Genomic DNA, 18,747 nt, shown 5'->3' with positions numbered 1-18,747 from the left:
TCCGGCCGGCCGCTCGGCACGAACAACGGAACGCGCGCCATGCGCTACGCTTGCCGGAAGCCGCAGCCTGCGGCTGTGTCGGGGAGCGAGGCGGGCCGGGGGGATTGTCCATGAACGCTTATGGCCAAATCGATCATATGCGCCGGCTGCAGGGCCACTGGTTGGATGTGCTGGGTTTGGGACCACGGCAAACGCCGGCGCGGATCGTCCTGTCGACGCCACCGGCCACGCTCAAGGCATACGCTCCGGCGGGCGGCGGCGGGCCGACCCTGCTGATCCTGCCGGCGCCGATCAAGCGCGCCTATATCTGGGATCTCGTCCCCCGGCTCAGCGTCGTGCAACGGCTGCTGGAACATGGCGCCAGCGTCTATCTGCTGCAATGGGAAAACCCCGGCGTCGATGGCCAGGATTTCGGGCTGGCCGACTATGCCGGCCGTTGCATCCTCGACTGCCTGGAGGCAATCGCCGCCGAACGCGGGCCGGCCCCGGTGTTCCTGGCCGGCCATTCGTTGGGCGGGACCCTGGCGGCCATCTTCGCCGCGCTGCACCCCGAGCGGGTCCGCGGCCTCGTCCTGCTTGAGGCGCCGCTGCGCTTCGGTGCCGAATCGGACGCCTTTACCCCGCTGTTGGCCCGCGCGCCGCGCGCCCAACAGCTCACCGAATACCTGTATGAGGTTCCCGGTTCCCTGCTCGACGTGGCGGCCGTCTGCGCTTCCCCAAACAGCTTCGTCTGGTCGCGCTGGACGGACTGGTTGCATAGCTTGAACGACCGCGCGGCCCTGCAAACCCATGCACAGGTCATACGCTGGATGCTGGACGAGTTGGCCCTCTCCCAGCGGCTGTTCGAGGACGTCGTGGAACTGCTGTACCGGGAAAACGGTTTCATGGGCGCAACCCTGAGCCTCGGGGGACGGCTCGCCACCCCAGAGCGGGTCCGGGCCCCGGTCCTCAGCGTGGTCGACCCGCGCTCGCGCCTGGTGCCGTTGGAAGCGGTGCTGCCCTTCCACGCCGCCGTCGGCAGCGGCGATGCGCAATTGCTGCGCTACGAGGGGGACGTGGGAGTGGCCCTGCAGCACGTTGGCGTCCTGGTCGGCCGGCGAGCGCACCGGGAAGTATGGCCACGGATCCTGCGCTGGCTGGATGCGCACGGCGAAGCCGGCTGAACGCCAGCCTCGTCAGTGTTCGGCATCGCTCACCCTAATATCGGCACCGGCGCAGGATGCGACCCGCTGCCGATGTCGGCGCGCATGTCGGCCGGCGTCTCGAAGTCGCTGGCCGCGCCGCGCATGGCCTCCGCCGGCCGGGAAAAGCCGCTGCAGCGGCTGTAGTCGGCGATGTGGCCGTGCCGGGGACGGACATGCCGCTCGCTCAGCGCGCGGGCCGCTATGGCATCGACCATGGCGGTGCCCAGCACCACGGCCATCGCCGCCTTGACGTTGCCCTGCCGGGGGTTGTCCGCCGACAGGCCCGAGGCCAGGGTGGCCAGGTCCAGCGCATCCCCGGCCACGCGGCCCCAGATCGCCGGCGTGGGGTTCACTCCCAGCGCGCCGAGGCCGGTGAGGATCTCGCGGGCGCCGGCGGCGCGCACCAGCGCTTCGGTGCCCTCCATGCCCAGGGAGCGGGTCACCAGGCGTGGCGAGGCCAGCTCCAGCAGCCCCAGGCCGAGGCTGAAGTAGCCCAGGCCGCGGGCGAGCCGGTCGGAAGTGGCCATCGATGACGAGGCGACGGACGAATGCGAATAGTTCATGGCGCTCTCCTCAAGGCTTCAGCACGACCTTGATGCAGTTGTCGAGCTTGTCGCGGAAAACCCGGTACATGTCCGGCCCCTGCTCCAAGCGCATGCTGTGGGTGATGACGAAGGACGGATCGATCTGCCCTTCCTCGATGCGTCGCAGCAGGTCGTCGGTCCAGCGCCCGACATGGGTCTGCCCGGTGCGCAGGGTGAGGCCCTTGTTCATCAGCGCGCCGAACGGCAGCTTATCCACCAGCCCGCCATAGACTCCTGGGACCGACAGCACCCCGGCCGGGCGGCAGACGTAGATCATCTCGCGCAGCACATGCGGGCGGTCGGTTTCGAGCATCACCGCTTGCTTGGCACGGTCGTACATGGAGTCCAGCGAGCGGCTGGCGTGCGCCTCCAGGCCCACGGCGTCGATGCACTTCTCCGGGCCCTTGCCCTGGGTGAGTTCCTGAAGCCGCTCGAGCACGCTCTCCTCGTCGAAGTCGATGGTGATCGCCCCGCCGGCCGCGGCCATCGACAGCCGCTCCGGGACCCGGTCGATGCAGATCACCTGGCGGGCGCCGAGCAGCACCGCGCTGCGCACGCAGAACTGGCCGACCGGCCCCGCGCCCCAGATCGCCACCGTGTCGGTGGGCTGGATATCGCACTGCACCACGGCTTGCCAGCCGGTCGGGAAGATGTCGCCGAGAAACAGTACCTGCTCGTCGCTCAGGCTATCCGGGACCTTGACGTGGGTGGTGTCGGCGAAGGGCACCCGCACGTATTCGGCCTGCCCGCCGGCATAGCCGCCGGTGAGATGGGTGTAGCCGAACAGCCCGGCGGTGGCGTGGCCGAAGGCCTTGTCGCCCAGTTCCCTGTTGCGGTTGCTGCGCTCGCAGACCGAGAAGTTGCCACGCCGGCACTGCTCGCACTCGCCGCAGACGATGGTGAAAGGCACCACGACACGGTCGCCCACCTTGAGCTTTTTCGTGTCGGCGCCGACTTCCACCACCTCGCCCATGAACTCGTGGCCCATGATGTCGCCATGCTCCATGCCGGGGATGAAGTGGTTGTAGAGGTGCAGGTCCGAACCGCAGATGGCGCAGCTCGATACCTTGACGATGGCATCACGTGGATCTTCGATGGCCGGGTCGGGAACCGTGTCGCAACGGATGTCGTTCTTGCCATGCCAACAGAGCGCTTTCATAGATGACTCCCCTTGTGATGGGTTGTCCCGGCAGTACGCGAAGCCTCCCCCTCGACGACCTACCGGGCTTGAGGCATCGCCACATCCTCGGCGATCTTGAGGGTGGACAGTGGGAAAGCGGCAAAAGGTTCGGGGTTTCGGAAAAACGGAGAGCTTGGCCGCGGCGCGTTTCAAACGTTCGCCCCGCTGGCCGTTGCAGTTCATCGGTTCGACTCCGCCTCGCCGGACCATGCCGTGGCCGACGAGTCCATTGGCTTATCCATCCCCCACGCGAAAAGGGGGCAAGGCCATGCCCAGGCAGGTCGATGTGCTGAGCAAGACCGTCCAGCGGACCAGCATCTGGCTCGACGAGGTGACCGAACTGCTGGAAACCGACGACAAGGAAATCGCCTATCAGGCGCTGCGCGCCGTGCTGATGTGCGTGCGTGACCGGATCGGCGTGGATAACGCAGCGCATCTGGCGGCACAGTTGCCGGTGCTGATCCGCGGCGTCTTCTACGACGGCTTTCATCCTGCGGCCGAACCGAGCAGAGAGCGCACGCGCGAAGCCTTCCTGACCAAGATCCACGGCGCGGTGACCAACCTCGGCGTCGACTCCGAGAAGGCGGCCAGGCGGTTCTCGAAGTCATGGCGCGCCATATCGATCCGCACGAAACGGAGAAGGTGGCCGGCATGTTCCCCGCGAAACTGCGCGATCCATGGCCCGACCGGGGCCGTCTGCACTGAGAAAAGGCTTTCGCGCAGCGGGACGCGGGCGTCTCGCTGCATGGCCTGGGCGGGAAGCGCCGCCGTGGAGGACGGCCGGCTCACTCCCCCTGGCGCAATACCAGTTCGACCTCGCGCTGCCGCTCGCCGCGCTTCACGGAAAGCCGTACCCGGTCACCGGCCCGGTAGTCGTCGAGGATCGCCAGCAAGCCCTCTACCGAGTCGATCGCCTTGCCGTCGACGGCGGTGACGATGTCGCCGGGCACTATACCGCCGTCGCGGGTCAGGGCCGCGCCCTTGAGGCCCGCCGCCTCGGCGGCCGAGCCCGGTTTCACGCCGAGCACGAAGACGCCCTCGATGCCGCTCAGTTCGCCGAGGCGCTGGTTTACCCCGCTATCCACCTGGATGCCCAGAGTCGGCTGCACGTACTTGCCGGTATCGATGAGCTGGGGCACGACCCGGTTGACGGTGTCCACCGGCACGGCGAAGCCGATCCCGGCGGAGGCGCCGCTCGGGCTGTAGATGGCGGTGTTGATGCCGATCAGCCGGCCGGCCGAATCCAGCAGCGGCCCGCCGGAGTTGCCGGGATTTATCGCCGCGTCGGTCTGGATCAGGTGGTTGATCGCCGGCCCGCCCTCGCCCGCCAGGGTGCGGTCCAGGGCCGAGACGATCCCGGTGGTCAGCGTCCAGTCCAGGCCGAAGGGGTTGCCGATGGCGAAAACCTTCTGGCCCACCCGCAGATCGTGGCTGGAACCCAGGGGTACCGGAGACGGCCGCCCGGCGTCGATGTCGATCTTGAGCACGGCGATATCGTGCTCGCGGGAGCTGCCGACCAGGCTGGCCTTGAAGGTACGCCCGTCGGCCAGCTTGACCAGTGCCTCGCTGGCATCCTCCACCACGTGGAAATTGGTCACGACATGCCCGGCATCGTCCCAGATGAAGCCCGAGCCGGTGCCGCGCGGCACCGAAAAGACGTTGCGGGTCCAGAAGTCCATCACCTGGGCCCGGGTGGTGATGAACACCACCGAGTTGCGGGAGCGCTCGAACAGATCGATGGTGCTCTTCTCGTCCGCCGCCAATTCGCCGCGGGCCTCGACCACGCGCGGCGCGGCCTCCGGCCGGGGGCCGGGCCAGGACACGGCCAGCGCGCCGACCGCCAGCGTGACGCCTATCAGGCGGACAAAAAAGGATCGCGCATGAAAGAACTCCTTATTGCTTGCAGGATGATTCGGGGCTCCGGACGTCGGAACGGCCGGAGCATGTCCCGGCACACGATGATAAGGGGCCGCTTTGCATCCTGGTATGGCGCGCCGCGCGCGGCCGGCAGCTCTTCGCTCGGGCGTTCGTCCGGCACCGTCCGCCACTGATCGGAAAACACGGGGGACGGCCGGGTAGCCAGGGAGAAGTCTTTTAAGCTGTAACCATCTTTTCCTTCCGAACGACTTCCGCCACACCGAAAAGACCATACCCATCGGCTCGGGAAAGCATTTTTTCGAGCCACGCCAAAGACTTCCACGATCGCCGCAACTTGTTTTCGGACAAGCTATCGATCACTCATTGCCATCGGATACGGCTCGTCGCGACCAGGAGGGCAGACAATGGATATTGGAAAACGACGCCGAAAGGGCACCTCTAAAAACGTGGGCGAGGCAGTCAACGCAAGGCAAAAACAGGCGAAAAAGCGGAGTTTACGCGCTGTAAATGAGCATTTTGAGCCTGTTTTTAACGCAGCGATGACCACGCAGGTAGTTTTTAGATGTGCTGGAAAAAGGCTTTCGCCAGCGTATGACTCCCGTTGAAACGATATTCGACCGAAAACGGTTGCTCCGGATATGCCTGTCGCTGTGCCTGAGCGAGGCGATGACCGCCACGGCGGAAACACCCGCGCCGCCCGAACCCGTCCGGGTCGAAGGCCGGCTGGTCGAGGGCGGCATCGTTTGTCCGCTGCTGCGCACCGGCGACGGGGAAGTGCTGCCGTTGACCGGCATCGGCATGGACGACTATCCCCTCGCCACCCGGCTGACGCTGGACGGCGTCTTCGTCAGGGTTTCGTCCTGCATGCAGGGAAAACGGACCCTGCAGGTGCGGCGCGTGCTAAAAGTCGAGGAGCCATGACATGAAGCCATCGTTCAGAACGCACCTCCCGCTCCCGGAGGTCTTTGCGGAGCCGGCCCGGCACGTCCAGGCCGCCCCGACCGACGGGCTCTACGGCAATCAGTGGCACCTGGGCTTCATCGGCGCCCTGGGCTTCGCCTCGCGGCCCGGCGGCGCCGATACGGCGGGCATCGAGCGCGTGTGGAACGACTACACGGGCGCGGGCATCGCCGTAGGCATCTGGGACGAAGGGGTGCAGAGCGGCCACTGGGACCTCGACGCCAACTACGACGCCAGCCGGCACCTCACTATCGGCGACAGCCTCAACGACGGCCAGCCGCAGAGCGCCGACAAGGGCCATGGCACCGCGGTCGCCGGGCTGATCGCCGCCGAGAACAACGGCGAGGGTGGCGTCGGCGTCGCCTACGGCTCCCGGATCACCTCCGTGCGCATCTTCGGCGGCGCGGACGACCTGAACGCCGACTGGTCGCGCTACCAGCAGACCCTGGACGGCCTGGGCCGCTTCGATGTCACCAACCACAGCTACAGCAGCTACCCGGACTTCGGCGACTGGGGAGACGTCGCCAAGTTCGAGGCGGCGGCTAGGGACGGGCGCGGCGGCCTGGGTACCCTCAACATCAAGTCGGCCGGCAACTTCAACGTCGACGGCAACGGCGAGGAAATCAGCGCCTCGCGCTTCACCGTCAGCGTCGCGGCGATCGGCAACAATGCCACCGGCAACGTCGCCAGCTATTCCAGCTATGGCGCCCATGTGCTGGTCGCGGCGCCGGCCGGCTCGGTCACCACCGACTTGTTGGGCGAGGGCGGCTACAACACGCTGCCCGACGGCGACTACACCGATGCCTTCGGCGGCACCTCGGCGGCTGGCCCGGTGGTGACCGGCGTCGTCGCGCTGATGCTCGACGCCAACCCCGGCCTCGGCTGGCGCGACGTGCAGGACATCCTGGCCTACTCGGCGACCGGCACCGGCAGCCTGCACAGCAGGGTGCGCAGCAACGAGAACTTCGCCTGGAAGTGGAACGGCGCCGCCGATTGGAACGGCGGCGGCCTGCATTTCAGCGAGGACTACGGCTACGGCATGGTCAACGCCTTCAACGCCGTGCGCATGGCCGAGGTCTGGAACGCGCACCATCCCGCTGCCTTCACCTCGGCCAACGAGGCCACGCTCGGCGGCAGCTTCGCGGCGAACGCGGCCATCGCCGACAACGCCACCCTGGACTACGGCTTCACCCTGAACGACGACATCGACCTGGAGCACGTCGACCTGACGCTTTCGCTTACCCACGCCAACCTGACCGACCTGCGCATCGCCCTGATTTCGCCGAGCGGCACGCGGCTGTCGCTCTACGATGGCGGCACCGGCGACATCGCCAGCGCCGACGGTGTCTTCACCCATACCTTCGGTGTGGACGGACTGCACGGCGAGAGCAGCCGGGGCACCTGGACCCTGCAGATCCGCGATGCGCTGCAGGGCGACAGCGGCACGCTGCACTCGGTCGGCTTCGCCGGCTACGGCTCGGCACCCAGCAACGCCGACGTCTACCACTACACCGAGGAAATCCTCGCCGTGCAGGCCCTGTCCGGCCAGTCCGGGCGCTTGACGCTGGTCGACGACGATGCCGGCAACGACTGGATCGACGCCGCCGCGGCGATCCGGGACCTGTCGCTCAGCCTGGTGGCCGGGCAGACCTCCACCCTGGGCGGTATCCCCTTCCTGACCATCGCCCCCAGCACCCTCATCGAGAATGCCATCGGCGGCGACGGCAACGACCGCATCGAAGGCAACGAGGCCGACAACCTCATCTACGGCATGCGCGGCGACGACACCCTGATCGGCGGCGCCGGCAACGACACGGCGGTGTTCCTCGGCCGGGCCGAGGACTACAGCGTCAGCGAGGCCGGCGACGTCATCACGGTGCAGAACCTTTTCGGCGGCGGCACCGATACCCTCAACGGTTTCGAGCGATTGCTGTTCGTCTGACGGCTCAGACCCGCCGCCACACCAGCAAAGCGGGTCGGCGCTCCGTGCCCAGCACCAGGGCGATGCCGCCGAGCACGGCCAGAGCGGCCAAGCCCAAGCGCGGACTCAGCGCCTCGCCGAGCAGCAGGGTACCGGCCAAGGCGGCGAGGGTCGGCACGCAGAGCTGGACGGTGGCCGCCTGCAGGGTGCTGTACCAGATGGCGTAGCCGAGGCCCGAGGTCGGCGCGCCGGAGAGCAGCGCATAGATCAGCCCCAGTGGGTCCGGCTGGCTGCGCGTCAAGAGGAACAGATTGAGCAGCAGGGCCAAGGGAGTGGCGCGGATAAAGTTGCCGGCGGTGGCGGCCAGCGGATCGGCGCCGCCGCGACCGAGCAACGAGTAGGCGGCTCAGGCCAGCCCGGCGAGCTGCATCAGCGCGGCGGCCCCCGGTGCCGGCGCAGCGGCCTCCGGCAGCAGCAGGGCCGCCAGCCCGACCAGGGCGAACAACAAGCCGAGGCTCGCCCAGCGACCGAGGCGCTCGCCGCGCCACAGGCCGTAGAGCCGCATGCCGAGCTGCACCGCGCTGAACAGCAACAGGGCGCCGACGCCGGCGTCCTGTTGCAGGTAGGCGAAGGAAAAGCCGGCGGCGTAGACGGACAGCGCGACGGTGCCGTACCAGTCGCCGGCCGCCTGCCCTGGCGCATGCCCAGCAGCAGCCAGAGGGTCGGCGCACCGGCGAGGATGCGCATGCCGGTGAAGCTGGCGGCGTCGATGCCCGTATCCCGGAAGGCCGGGCCACAGAGCAGGGAATTGCCGGCGAAGGCCTGCATGGCGAGGGCGGTCGTGGTTGTCTCCGTGTGGAGTCCGAGGTTTTTTCGCAGTCTAGCATCTTGCAGCCGAGGCCATGCCCACACCTGCGAAGGGAGGATGCTTTTCGCCCCCTCTCCCCAGCCGGGAGAGGTGGGGGCGAAGACACGGCGGTATCCTCGGCCTCTCCCCGAAGAGGAAAGGGAGCGACTGGAGGCGCAAAGGAAGAAACAATGGCTTTCTCCCCTCTCCCGGTACGGGAGAGGGGCCGGGGGAGAGGGAATGGCCTTGCCGGGCACCGCGGAATTGGCCAGCATGGGCGCCGTCCCGCCCGGAGTCCGCCATGTCCCTGCTCGATCTAGACCTGCTGGTCGCCCTCAATGTCCTGCTCATCACGCGTGAAGGTAGCTGGATGATCAGGAGCAGGAGACGGTGCTCGCGAAGTGTGGCGTTTGATCAGGCCTGACCTTGGCAATGGACGAATTGGAAGAAGCCCAGGTATAGCGGCAACTTCTCTTGGAAGAGGTCCCGATGGGGACGCAGCCAGGGGTGTAACAGTGACCAGAAGCCTTCAATCGTGTTGACATGCACCTCATGGAAGCCATCCTCGTCCTCGTCCCGCGCGTACTCACTCTGGCCATGGCAGACCGTGCGATGCTCGTAGCCCCACTCGCACAGGCGGCCATAGATGCCGTACTCGTCACTGTAGACCTGAGTGCCCGGACGAATCATTGCCTGGATTAGCGGTTCGGCGCTGGCAGTGCTCGCAAGAGCGCGGTGAAACCGGCTTCGGTGAAGCGGGAAGCAAGCAGCAGGTTCAGTTAGAAATAACTAGATTTGTATAGGTATTGCAGAACGGTCCACGATGCGAGGAGCGACGCCGCGATACAGCCCGATGGCAAGACAGTGCTGTTCGGCGGTGGCAGTGATTAGTATGAGAACACCATCGCCCGCTTGAATGCCGATGGCAGCCTTGACACCAGCTTCGGCGTCGATGGCTTGATCACTTCCGACTCCAACGATGAACGCTATTCCAGACTTGTCGTCCAGTCCGACGGCAAGATCCTGCTGGCGGAAGGTCATCTCACCGCCGAATCGAGCACCCTGGACGATGATATGCCGTCAGGGGAATGGGACTTCGGTGTGATCCGCATGAACGCCGACGGCAGTCGCGACACGAACTTCGGCAATCTGGACGATGGCGTCGTGTTCGTCGAGGGCGGCGGGGGTGACGACGTATTGATCGGCCGCTGCTACGCGGATGTCGACGAACCGCTCCTTGGCAAAGGAGGCGAGGACAGCCTGGACGGTGGGGGCAATGCCGCCTTCCTCAGCGGCGACGACATCCTCGACGGCGGCGCGGGGCTCGACAGCCTGATCGGCGGCACCGGCGCCGACTTGTTCCGCTTCTCGGATCGCGAGGACAGCTACCGTACCGCCAGCGCGGGTTTCGCCGACCGTATCCTCGACTTCGACCCCGACGAGGACCGCATCGCAACCTCTCGGCGCTCGGCTTCACCGGCCTGGGCGACGGCCGCAACGGCACCCTGGCCGTGCAGGTGAGCAACGGGCACACTTACCTGAAGAGCTTCGAGGCGGATGTCGAGGGACGGCGCTTCGAAATCGCCTTGGATGGCGACTACGGCGATCTGTCCACCGAGATCCGGCCCTGCGCTTCGCTCCGGGCTCCCTCCCTGCATCGTCGTTCCAGGGGCTCGCCGCGAAGGGCCATCCATGGCCCATCGCGGCCTCGCGGCATCCTTGCCGCTCGCCCCCTTCCACGACGATTCCGCTCGGCCTTCTGAAGGGGGCATCCGGCGTTGCCTGACAGGTCGTGCCGCAAGAGCGAAAGCGCTTTCAGGCAACCCGGAGCCCGACTCCCGTTCAGGAGGCCGAGCGCAAGCGTCGCGTAGAGGGGCGAGCCGCGGGGAGGCGGCGAGAGTCGTACGAGGAGCATGGATGCCCCTTGTGCGACGACCCTCGGAGCGGCGCCGGAGTGAGGGAACCCCGGCGTAGCCGGGGCCGAATGACCGGGCGCGCTTTCTCTTTGGTTAGTTTCTCTTTGCGCGCGCCAAGAGAAAGTGACTCGACCGTGGGGCCGAAACAGGGACTGTCCGGCCCCTCGGCAAGCAGCCATGCCAAGGCTCACACAACCTTTCCAGTCCGGTATCGAGCGAGCGCTTCATGCGATTGCCCTGCGCCGCATCCTCAACGTGGCAGTCGCTGCTGACAGCGTAGTAAGATGGGGCCGTATTCTCCGCGTATGCGGGGATGGACCCTGAGAATATCCGTGACATCCTGCACCCTCCTGATGCGAGTCATCAAAGCCCATGCCCATTGGCGTTGGCGTACCTGACCTCCTTGTTCTCCGGCTCGCCGGACCGTATTCGCTGCTTCTCTGTTTTCTACCTATCAGCCTTATCGTCGGATGACCCAGCGAAAGAAATAATGGGTATATAAGCGGGTATGAAAACAGATGGCTTCAAATAAAAGGCAGTAATATCAAGGGGTTACGCCTGTCATGCTGCTAATGATCGATAACTACGACTCCTTTACCTACAACGTCGTCCACTACCTCGGCGAGCTAGGGGCGGAGGTCAAGGTGATCCGCAACGACGAATTGAATATCGCCGAGATCGAGGCTCTGCACCCGGAGCGCCTGGTGATCTCGCCCGGACCGTGCACGCCTAGCGAGGCCGGGGTGTCGCTGGAGGCGATCCGCCATTTCGCCGGCAAGCTGCCGATCCTCGGCGTCTGTCTCGGTCACCAGAGCATCGGCCAGGCCTTCGGCGGTGACGTGGTGCGCGCACGGGTGGCCATGCACGGCAAGACCAGCCCGGTGTTCCACTGCGATCAGGGAGTGTTCGCCAGCCTCAACAACCCGCTCATCGTGACCCGCTACCATTCCCTGGTAGTCAAGCGCGAAACCCTGCCAGAGTGCCTGGAGATCACCGCCTGGACGCAGTTCGAGGACGGCGCCATGGACGAGATCATGGGCTTGCGGCACAGGACCCTGAACATCGAGGGCGTGCAGTTCCATCCCGAGTCCATTCTCACCGAGCAGGGCCATGAACTATTCGCCAATTTCCTGAAGCAGAACGGAGGCGTGCGCTGATGGATATCAAGCAAGCTCTGGCGCGGGTAGCCGAGCGCCTTGACCTGAGCACGGCGGAAATGCAAGGCGTGATGCGCCAGATCATGACCGGCCAGTGCAGCGACGCGCAGATCGGCGCCTTCCTGATGGGAATGCGCATGAAGAGCGAGAGCATTGATGAGATCGTCGGTGCGGCGCTGGTCATGCGTGAGCTGGCCGCGCCGGTGAAGATTGGCGTGGAGCGCCTGGTCGATACCTGCGGCACTGGCGGCGACGGCATGAACATCTTCAACGTCTCCACGGCGGCGGCCTTTGTCGTCGCCGCGGCGGGCGGTCGGGTGGCCAAGCACGGCAACCGCGCGGTGTCCGGCAAGAGCGGCAGCGCCGACCTGCTGGAGGCCGCCGGGGTCTACCTGGAGTTGAGCCCCGAGCAGGTGGCGCGCTGCGTCGAGTCGGTCGGCGTCGGCTTCATGTTCGCTCCCGCCCATCACGGCGCGATGAAGCATGCCATCGGCCCGCGCCGCGAGCTCGGCCTGCGCACCCTGTTCAACATGCTTGGGCCGATGACCAACCCGGCCGGGGTGAAGCGTCAGGTGCTCGGCGTGTTCAGCCAGGCGCTGTGCCGGCCGCTGGCGGAAGTGATGGCGCACTTGGGTAGCGTGCATGTGCTGGTGGTGCATGCCCAGGATGGCCTGGACGAGATCAGCTTGGCCGCGTCGACCCACATCGCCGAGCTGCGCAATGGCGAGATCAGCGAGTACCTTGTCCAACCGGAGGATTTCGGCATCAAGAGCCAGAGCCTGATCGGCCTCGATGTAGAGGGGCCGCAGGAGTCGCTGGCGCTGATCCGCGATGCTCTCGGCCGACGCAAGACCGAGCATGGGCAGAAGGCCGCCGAGATGATCGTGCTCAACGCCGGTGCCGCGCTTTACGCCGCCGACCAGGCCGGCAGCCTGAAGGAGGGCGTGGCGCTGGCCCACGATGCTCTGCATACTGGTCTTGCGCGCGATAAGCTGGAGGAGCTGGCATCTATTACCGCTGTCTTTCGTCAGGAGAATCAAGCGTGAGCCTGCCTACCGTTCTGGAAAAGATCATTGCACGCAAGCTCGAGGAGGTCGCCGAGCGCAGCGCCCGTGTCCCGCTGGCCGAGCTCGAAACGCTGGCCCGTTCCGCCAGCGCCCCGCGCGGCTTCGCCGCAGCCCTGCGAGCGCAGGTCGAGAGCAAGGAGCCGGCAGTGATCGCCGAGGTCAAGAAGGCTTCGCCGAGTAAGGGTTTGCTGCGCGAGCACTTCGTCCCCGCGGAGATCGCCAAGAGTTACGAGGAGGGCGGGGCGACCTGCCTGTCGGTGCTGACCGATGCGGATTTCTTTCAAGGCAGCGACGCCTATCTGCAGGAAGCCCGTGCGGCCTGCGGCCTGCCGGTGATCCGCAAGGACTTTCTCATCGATCCCTATCAGGTGGTCGAGGCCCGCGCGCTGGGGGCCGATTGCGTGTTGCTGATCGTCGCCACGCTGGGCGATGCGCAGATGCTGGAACTGGCCGCCACCGCGAAGGAGGTTGGTCTCGACGTGCTAGTCGAGGTGCATGACGGCACCGAGCTGGAACGGGCGCTGCAACTGGAGACGCCGCTGATCGGCATCAACAACCGCAACCTGCATACCTTCGAGGTGAGTCTGGAAACCACCCTCGACCTGTTGCCGAAGGTGCCGCGCGAGCGTCTGGTGGTCACCGAGAGCGGCATACTCAATCGTGCCGATGTCGAGCTGATGGAAGTCAGCGGGGTATATGCCTTCCTTGTCGGCGAGGCGTTCATGCGGGCCGAGAAGCCGGGCGCCGAGCTGCGCCGGCTGTTTTTCCCCAACTGAGTGAGGGGCACGGCCCGGCGTGTCGTGTGTCGGGCCGGGAAAAAGGCCGTCAGCGGGTGCCGAAGACCACCATGGTCTTTCCCTTTACGTGAACCAGTCCCTGTTCCTCCAGGCTCTTCAGTACGCGGCCGACCATTTCCCGCGAGCAGCCGACGATGCGGCCGATTTCCTGGCGGGTGATCTTGATCTGCATGCCGTCGGGGTGGGTCATCGCATCGGGCTGCTTGCACAGGTCGAGCAGGGTACGCGCCACCCGTCCGGTGACGTCGAGGAAAACCAGATCGCCGACCTTGCGGGTGGTATTGCGCAGGCGGTCGGCCATCTGCTGGCCCAGGGCATAGAGGATCTCCGGGTCCTGCTGGGCGAGTTCGCGGAACTTCGCATAGCTGATTTCCGCCACTTCGCATTCGGTCTTGGCGCGGACCCAGGCGCTGCGTTCCTTTTCGCTGCCTTCCTTGTCGAACAGGCCCATCTCGCCGAAGAACTCCCCGGTGTTCAGGTAGGCGATGATCATTTCGCGTCCATCGTCGTCCTCGATCAAGATGGTGACCGAGCCCTTGACGATGAAGAACAGGCTGTCGCAACGATCCCCAGCATAGATGATGGTGCTCTTGGCCGTGTAACGGCGCCGATGGCAATGGGCGAGCAACTTATCCTGATTGTTGAGCTTGGGCGGAAGAAGGGTGAGAGCGACCACGCTGGATTCCCCTTGGTGGAAAAATAGGTCCTTGTCATTTGGGATTACTACTAAAGGTGTAAGTGTGCCAGCAAAGTGCTAGTAACTTAACAGCGGTAGAGGGCGTGTCGGTTCGGATTTGTGATGGAGCGATCATCTCCCCCGTGTTTTCGGCTGCGGACGGCGAGCCAAGGGCGCTGTGCTAGAATCCGCGGCATTTTCAACAAGGAGTCTGGCGATGAAAGCGCGCATTCAATGGGCCGGTGAAGCCATGTTCATCGGCGAGTCCGGCAGCGGTCATGCGGTCATCATGGATGGCCCGCCGGAGAATGGCGGGCGCAATCTCGGCATTCGCCCGATGGAAATGGTGTTGATCGGCCTAGGTGGTTGTTCCAGCTTCGATGTGGTGAGCATCCTGAAAAAGTCGCGACAGGCGGTGGAAAGCTGCGAAGCCTTCCTAGAGGCCGAGCGGGCCGGCGAGGATCCCAAGGTATTCACCAGGATTCATCTGCATTTCGTGATCAAGGGCCGGGGCCTGAAGGAGGCGCAGGTCAAGCGGGCGGTGGAACTGTCGGCGGAAAAATACTGCTCCGCTTCCATCATGTTGGGACGGGCCGGCGTGGAGATCAGCCACGACTACGAGATCGTCGATTTGGGTTGAGTCGTCAGGTATCGCGACGGTGCGCGGACACTGGCATCGCGTCGCGCGGCTCTGCATAATTCGCCGCCATTTTCAGGGGCTGTGGGTCCCGATAACACAACCATAATCGCCAACGCGAAGAGGTGTTAACCGCCCTACGCAGATGACTCTGACGGGCATGCCCAATCACGCGGCGGGGCCGCATCGACTGAGAGTTTCCAAACGGTGAAAAGCAAACTCAAGCTCCACGGGTTCAACAACCTGACCAAGACCTTGAGCTTCAACATCTACGACATCTGCTACGCAAAAACGCCGGAAGACCAGCAGGCCTATGTCCAGTACATCGACGAAGAATACGATGCCCAGCGGCTGACGCAGATTCTCACCGATGTTGTCGATATCATCGGCGCCAATGTGCTGAATATCGCCCGCCAGGACTATGATCCGCAGGGTGCCAGCGTGACCATCCTGATCTCCGAGCAACCGGTCGAGCCGACCGAGAGCCAGATCGAGGAGTCGCCCGGGCCGCTGCCAGAAACCATTCTGGCGCATCTGGACAAGAGCCACATCACCGTGCATACCTATCCGGAAATTCATCCGGTCGATGGCCTGGCCACCTTCCGGGTGGATATCGACGTGTCCACCTGCGGGGTGATCTCGCCGCTGAAGGCGCTCAACTACCTGATCCATCAGTTCGATTCGGACATCGTCACCGTGGACTACCGGGTACGCGGTTTCACGCGCGACGTGGAGGGGCGCAAGCACTTCATCGATCACGAGATCAACTCGATCCAGAAGTATCTCTCCGCGGATACCCGCGCGGCTTACCAGATGACCGACGTGAACGTGTATCAGGAAAACATGTTTCACACCAAGATGCTGCTCAAGGACTTCGACCTGGACAATTACCTGTTCGGCGACGCCACCCTCAACCTGTCCGTCGAGCAGCGCAAGCAGGTGGAGAAACGCCTGCGCCACGAGATGCTGGAGATCTTCTACGCGCGAAACATGCCGCATTGAGTTGCGCCGGCGGCGATTCGTAAGCACGAAGGGCGCCACGGCGCCCTTCTTCTTGTCCCATACACCGTGGTTTCAGATCCGGTAGGTGCTCTTGGTCATAACCTTGGACAGCAGAGTCATACCGAACTTGATCGGCGCCGGAAAACGCAGGCCGCCGGCTTCGAGGGCGGTTGTGGCGTGCTGCTGCTCGTCGATGCGCATCTGCTCGAGAATGGCGCGGGATTTCCGGTCCTCCTCCGGCAACTGTTTCAAGTGATCGTCCAAGTGCTTGCAGACTTGGTCTTCGGTCGCGGCGACGAAGCCCAGGCTGATCCTGTCGCTGATCAGGCCGGCCGTCGCGCCGATGCCGAAGGACAGGCCGTAGAAGAGGGGGTTGAGCAGGCTGGGCCGGCTGTTCAATTCGCGGATGCGCTGTTCGCACCAGGCTAGGTGATCGATCTCTTCGTTAGCAGCCTGTTCCATGGCTCCGCGTACCTGCGGAAGCCTGGCCGTCAGTGCCTGGCCTTGGTAGAGCGCTTGGGCACAGACTTCGCCGGTGTGGTTGATGCGCATCAGGCCGGCGACATGGCGGGCCTTGCCGGCATCGAGCTGGGTTTCCGGTTCGCCTTGTGCCGGAGAGGGGCGATAAGGTTTGCCGCTGAAGGGCAGCAGGGTGCGCAGCGCTGCATCGGCTTGCAGCAATAGGCGATCGGTGGCCGAGTAGTGACGTTCGTTGGCCATGGTTCCTCCGGAGGATTCATGCCGGGCAGCCTGCCCAGACGGAGCGTGTGGCGAGGGCGCCGCGATGGCGATGCCGGGCCGTTCAGCCTGGGGGCCAGTGCATCTGGCGCTGGCCGAGCACGTGCATGTGGATGTGGTAAACGGTTTGTCCGCCTTGCTCGTTGCAGTTCATCACTACGCGGAAGCCTTTCTCGCAGCCCTGTTCCCTGGCTAGGCGCTGGGCGGTGAAAAGGATGTGTCCGGCCAGAGGCCTGTCTTCCTCGCTCAGGTCGTTGAGGGTGGAGATGTGACGCTTCGGGATGACCAGAAAATGTACCGGCGCCTGGGGGCTGATGTCCTGGAAGGCGACGACCAAGTCGTCTTCGTAGAGCTTGTGCGCAGGGATCTCCCCGGCCGCGATTTTGCAAAATAGACAGTCCACGGACAGTCTCCCTGCCTGTTGTGAGGTCCTTCGAGTTTAACGGGGCCGCTCCACTGCGACCAGAACGATGTGGCTGGGGCGGAGCGCTCCGGGCGGCGAAGTAGCCGTCTGGCCATGACTCATGCTCTGTCAAAACGGGCGTACCACGACCAGGATCACGATTGCTAGCAGGAAGAGCACGGGAATTTCGTTGAACCAGCGGAAGAATGCATGGCCATGCGGGGTTTCACCGCTGGCGAAGCGTTTGAGCTGAGCGCCGCAGACATGATGGTAGCCGATCAGCAGGAGGACGGCTGTGAGTTTCGCGTGCATCCAGCCTTGGCTGAAGTAATAGCCCGGGTTCAGGGCGATGAGCCCTGCGCCGAGCAGCAGGGTGGCGATCAGCGAGGGATTCATGATGCCCCGGTAGAGCTTGCGCTCCATGACGCAGAAGCGCTCGCGGCTGGTCTGGTCTTCGCTCATGGCGTGGTAGACGAACAGCCGTGGTAGATAGAAGAGTCCGGCGAACCAGCAAACAACGGCGATGATATGCAGGGCTTTCAGCCAGAGGTAGAGCATGGGGTACTCCCGATAGCGATAAAGCCGGAATACTAGTGGCTGGTGGCAAGGTACGTCATCCGGGCGGTTGGCCGGGCGCTGGCCGGGGCTTTATCATCGGTCCCCTTTCAGTGGCTTGATGCGAGGGCGGGTTATGCTCAAGGTCGGTATCGTTGGCGGTACGGGCTACACCGGGGTCGAACTGCTGCGTTTGCTGGCGCAGCATCCGCAGGCGGAGGTGGCGGTGATCACCTCGCGCTCGGAAGCGGGGGTGAAGGTTGCCGATATGTACCCAAATCTGCGCGGCCATTACGACAAGTTGGCCTTCAGTGTGCCGGACAGCGCAGTTCTGGGAGGCTGCGATGTGGTGTTCTTCGCCACGCCGCACGGCGTCGCCCATGCCCTGGCCGGCGAGTTGCTGGCCGCCGGTACCCGGGTGATCGATCTGTCCGCCGACTTCCGCCTGCAAGATGCCGAGGAGTGGGCTCGCTGGTACGGCCAGCCGCACGGCGCTCCGGAGTTGTTGCCGGAGGCGGTCTATGGTCTGCCGGAAGTGAACCGCGAGCGAATTCGCAGCGCGCGTCTGATCGCCGTTCCCGGTTGCTATCCGACAGCGACCCAACTGGGTTTCCTGCCGCTGCTGGAGGGCGGTCTGGCCGATAACGCGCGGCTGATTGCCGACTGCAAGTCCGGGGTCAGCGGCGCCGGTCGCGGAGCCAAGGTCGGTTCGCTGTTCTGCGAGGCCAGTGAAAGCATGATGGCCTACGCGGTGAAGGGGCACCGCCACTTGCCGGAGATCAGCCAGGGCCTGCGCCGCGCGGCCGGGGGAGAGGTCGGGTTGACCTTCGTGCCGCATCTGACGCCAATGATCCGTGGTATTCATGCCACCCTGTACGCGAGCGTCGCCGACCGTTCCGTGGATCTGCAAGCGCTCTACGAGAAACGCTATGCTAGCGAGCCCTTTGTCGACGTCATGCCGGCCGGCAGCCACCCGGAAACCCGCAGCGTGCGGGGTGCCAACGTTTGCCGCATCGCTGTGCACCGGCCGCAGGGCGGCGATCTGGTAGTGGTGCTGTCGGTAATTGACAATCTGGTCAAGGGAGCCTCCGGTCAGGCCGTGCAGAATATGAACATCCTCTTCGATCTGGATGAGCGGCTCGGCCTGGCCCACGCCGCTCTGCTGCCCTGATCGCCTTTCGGGGCCGGTCGAGTAATTTGGCGAGATCCGCCGGCGGCCCGCAGTCTGTTGACCGGGTTTTTCGG

17 protein-coding genes and 4 pseudogenes are annotated in these 18,747 nt (G+C 64.9%); 11 read left to right on the top strand and 10 right to left on the bottom strand.

Translation table 11 applies throughout. The annotated features are described in order from the left end of the window. Positions 1–110: 110 nt before the first annotated feature. Positions 111–1,163: an alpha/beta fold hydrolase gene (locus tag ACGI6K_RS19305; RefSeq protein ID WP_376944250.1), complete on the top strand. Its 1,053-nt coding sequence runs from the start codon at positions 111–113 to the stop codon at positions 1,161–1,163. Between the two features lie 29 nt (positions 1,164–1,192). Here the strand turns inward: ACGI6K_RS19305 and ACGI6K_RS19300 are convergent, their stop codons facing one another. Next, the gene (locus ACGI6K_RS19300; RefSeq protein ID WP_376944248.1) at positions 1,193–1,747 is read right to left on the bottom strand and encodes a hypothetical protein; all 555 of its coding nucleotides are present in this window, start codon (positions 1,745–1,747) and stop codon (positions 1,193–1,195) included. 10 nt (positions 1,748–1,757) lie between these two features. Next, the gene (locus ACGI6K_RS19295) at positions 1,758–2,927 is read right to left on the bottom strand and encodes a zinc-dependent alcohol dehydrogenase (protein WP_376944246.1); all 1,170 of its coding nucleotides are present in this window, start codon (positions 2,925–2,927) and stop codon (positions 1,758–1,760) included. Between the two features lie 229 nt (positions 2,928–3,156). On the opposite strand from ACGI6K_RS19295, the pseudogene ACGI6K_RS19290 reads away from it, so the two are divergent. Next, positions 3,157–3,477 (top strand): annotated as a pseudogene (locus ACGI6K_RS19290) (DUF2267 domain-containing protein); the annotation flags it as partial. On the opposite strand, the gene ACGI6K_RS19285 reads toward ACGI6K_RS19290, so the two are convergent. Both ACGI6K_RS19285 and ACGI6K_RS19280 read right to left on the bottom strand, forming a co-directional pair. Continuing rightward, on the bottom strand, positions 3,435–3,695 hold the full coding sequence (locus ACGI6K_RS19285) for a hypothetical protein (RefSeq protein ID WP_394543996.1): 261 nt from the start codon (positions 3,693–3,695) through the stop codon (positions 3,435–3,437). The pseudogene ACGI6K_RS19290 and the gene ACGI6K_RS19285 overlap by 43 nt on opposite strands. Before the next feature lie 38 nt (positions 3,696–3,733). Continuing rightward, a complete protein-coding gene (locus ACGI6K_RS19280; protein ID WP_435576100.1) occupies positions 3,734–4,771 on the bottom strand; it encodes a S1C family serine protease in 1,038 nt (345 codons plus the stop codon). A 619-nt stretch (positions 4,772–5,390) separates the two neighbouring features. On the opposite strand from ACGI6K_RS19280, the gene ACGI6K_RS19275 reads away from it, so the two are divergent. Together ACGI6K_RS19275 and ACGI6K_RS19270 are read left to right on the top strand one after the other, a co-directional pair. Next, positions 5,391–5,747 (top strand): hypothetical protein, encoded by a 357-nt coding sequence (locus ACGI6K_RS19275; protein WP_376944242.1) that lies wholly within the window; start codon positions 5,391–5,393, stop codon positions 5,745–5,747. Position 5,748: 1 nt separating this feature from the next. Then, entirely contained in the window at positions 5,749–7,728 is a 1,980-nt protein-coding gene (locus tag ACGI6K_RS19270; RefSeq protein WP_376944240.1) for a S8 family serine peptidase, read from the top strand. Positions 7,729–7,732: 4 nt separating this feature from the next. On the opposite strand, the pseudogene ACGI6K_RS19265 reads toward ACGI6K_RS19270, so the two are convergent. Both ACGI6K_RS19265 and ACGI6K_RS19260 read right to left on the bottom strand, forming a co-directional pair. Further along, positions 7,733–8,535: pseudogene (locus tag ACGI6K_RS19265) on the bottom strand (EamA family transporter). A 433-nt stretch (positions 8,536–8,968) separates the two neighbouring features. Further along, positions 8,969–9,265 (bottom strand): annotated as a pseudogene (locus ACGI6K_RS19260) (transposase); the annotation flags it as partial. Between the two features lie 189 nt (positions 9,266–9,454). On the opposite strand from ACGI6K_RS19260, the pseudogene ACGI6K_RS19255 reads away from it, so the two are divergent. The 4 genes and pseudogenes from ACGI6K_RS19255 to trpC all read left to right on the top strand — a co-directional run. Beyond that, positions 9,455–10,164 (top strand): annotated as a pseudogene (locus ACGI6K_RS19255) (M10 family metallopeptidase C-terminal domain-containing protein); the annotation flags it as partial. A gap of 869 nt (positions 10,165–11,033) precedes the next feature. Further along, positions 11,034–11,627, top strand: a complete 594-nt coding sequence (locus ACGI6K_RS19250; RefSeq protein ID WP_376944238.1) for an aminodeoxychorismate/anthranilate synthase component II — start codon at positions 11,034–11,036, stop codon at positions 11,625–11,627. Next, positions 11,627–12,673 (top strand): anthranilate phosphoribosyltransferase, encoded by a 1,047-nt coding sequence (gene trpD / locus ACGI6K_RS19245; RefSeq protein WP_376944236.1) that lies wholly within the window; start codon positions 11,627–11,629, stop codon positions 12,671–12,673. Before ACGI6K_RS19250 ends, trpD begins: the two co-directional genes overlap by 1 nt. Next, positions 12,670–13,470 (top strand): indole-3-glycerol phosphate synthase TrpC, encoded by an 801-nt coding sequence (gene trpC / locus ACGI6K_RS19240; protein WP_376944234.1) that lies wholly within the window; start codon positions 12,670–12,672, stop codon positions 13,468–13,470. The genes trpD and trpC overlap by 4 nt, the downstream gene beginning before the upstream one ends. Positions 13,471–13,519: 49 nt before the next feature. Here the strand turns inward: trpC and crp are convergent, their stop codons facing one another. Continuing rightward, complete coding sequence (crp, locus tag ACGI6K_RS19235) at positions 13,520–14,167, bottom strand: cAMP-activated global transcriptional regulator CRP (protein WP_376944232.1); 648 nt, start codon at positions 14,165–14,167, stop codon at positions 13,520–13,522. A 217-nt stretch (positions 14,168–14,384) separates the two neighbouring features. Between crp and ACGI6K_RS19230 the strand changes: the two genes are divergently transcribed. Together ACGI6K_RS19230 and speD are read left to right on the top strand one after the other, a co-directional pair. Then, the gene (locus tag ACGI6K_RS19230) at positions 14,385–14,807 is read left to right on the top strand and encodes an OsmC family protein (protein WP_376944230.1); all 423 of its coding nucleotides are present in this window, start codon (positions 14,385–14,387) and stop codon (positions 14,805–14,807) included. A 204-nt stretch (positions 14,808–15,011) separates the two neighbouring features. Next, positions 15,012–15,806 carry an adenosylmethionine decarboxylase gene (speD, locus tag ACGI6K_RS19225; RefSeq protein WP_376944228.1) on the top strand — a complete coding sequence of 265 codons (795 nt, stop codon included), beginning with the start codon at positions 15,012–15,014 and terminating at the stop codon, positions 15,804–15,806. Positions 15,807–15,878: 72 nt separating this feature from the next. Here the strand turns inward: speD and coq7 are convergent, their stop codons facing one another. From coq7 to hemJ, 3 genes are all read right to left on the bottom strand, one after another. Then, positions 15,879–16,526: a 2-polyprenyl-3-methyl-6-methoxy-1,4-benzoquinone monooxygenase gene (gene coq7 / locus ACGI6K_RS19220; RefSeq protein ID WP_376944226.1), complete on the bottom strand. Its 648-nt coding sequence runs from the start codon at positions 16,524–16,526 to the stop codon at positions 15,879–15,881. An 82-nt stretch (positions 16,527–16,608) separates the two neighbouring features. Further along, a complete protein-coding gene (locus ACGI6K_RS19215) occupies positions 16,609–16,947 on the bottom strand; it encodes a histidine triad nucleotide-binding protein (RefSeq protein WP_376944224.1) in 339 nt (112 codons plus the stop codon). Between the two features lie 129 nt (positions 16,948–17,076). Then, positions 17,077–17,505: a protoporphyrinogen oxidase HemJ gene (gene hemJ, locus ACGI6K_RS19210; protein ID WP_376944222.1), complete on the bottom strand. Its 429-nt coding sequence runs from the start codon at positions 17,503–17,505 to the stop codon at positions 17,077–17,079. A gap of 133 nt (positions 17,506–17,638) precedes the next feature. Between hemJ and argC the strand changes: the two genes are divergently transcribed. After that, entirely contained in the window at positions 17,639–18,673 is a 1,035-nt protein-coding gene (argC, locus tag ACGI6K_RS19205) for an N-acetyl-gamma-glutamyl-phosphate reductase (RefSeq protein ID WP_376944220.1), read from the top strand. Positions 18,674–18,747 lie beyond the last annotated feature (74 nt).

The organism is Azorhizophilus paspali (assembly GCF_043587585.2).
In the GTDB taxonomy this organism is placed as follows: domain Bacteria; phylum Pseudomonadota; class Gammaproteobacteria; order Pseudomonadales; family Pseudomonadaceae; genus Azotobacter; species Azotobacter paspali.
The sequence above is the reverse complement of the archived record's forward strand: the minus strand, read 5'-3'. Positions and strand labels throughout refer to the sequence as shown.

Coding starts and splice junctions, on each gene's coding strand:
- trpD (WP_376944236.1), top strand. CDS start 11,627: ATGGATATCAAGCAAGCTCTGGCGCGGGTAGCCGAGCGCCTTGACCTG.
- argC (WP_376944220.1), top strand. CDS start 17,639: ATGCTCAAGGTCGGTATCGTTGGCGGTACGGGCTACACCGGGGTCGAA.
- coq7 (WP_376944226.1), bottom strand. CDS start 16,526: ATGGCCAACGAACGTCACTACTCGGCCACCGATCGCCTATTGCTGCAA.
- ACGI6K_RS19305 (WP_376944250.1), top strand. CDS start 111: ATGAACGCTTATGGCCAAATCGATCATATGCGCCGGCTGCAGGGCCAC.
- ACGI6K_RS19300 (WP_376944248.1), bottom strand. CDS start 1,747: ATGAACTATTCGCATTCGTCCGTCGCCTCGTCATCGATGGCCACTTCC.
- hemJ (WP_376944222.1), bottom strand. CDS start 17,505: ATGCTCTACCTCTGGCTGAAAGCCCTGCATATCATCGCCGTTGTTTGC.
- ACGI6K_RS19295 (WP_376944246.1), bottom strand. CDS start 2,927: ATGAAAGCGCTCTGTTGGCATGGCAAGAACGACATCCGTTGCGACACG.
- ACGI6K_RS19250 (WP_376944238.1), top strand. CDS start 11,034: ATGCTGCTAATGATCGATAACTACGACTCCTTTACCTACAACGTCGTC.
- ACGI6K_RS19270 (WP_376944240.1), top strand. CDS start 5,749: ATGAAGCCATCGTTCAGAACGCACCTCCCGCTCCCGGAGGTCTTTGCG.
- ACGI6K_RS19285 (WP_394543996.1), bottom strand. CDS start 3,695: ATGCAGCGAGACGCCCGCGTCCCGCTGCGCGAAAGCCTTTTCTCAGTG.
- ACGI6K_RS19230 (WP_376944230.1), top strand. CDS start 14,385: ATGAAAGCGCGCATTCAATGGGCCGGTGAAGCCATGTTCATCGGCGAG.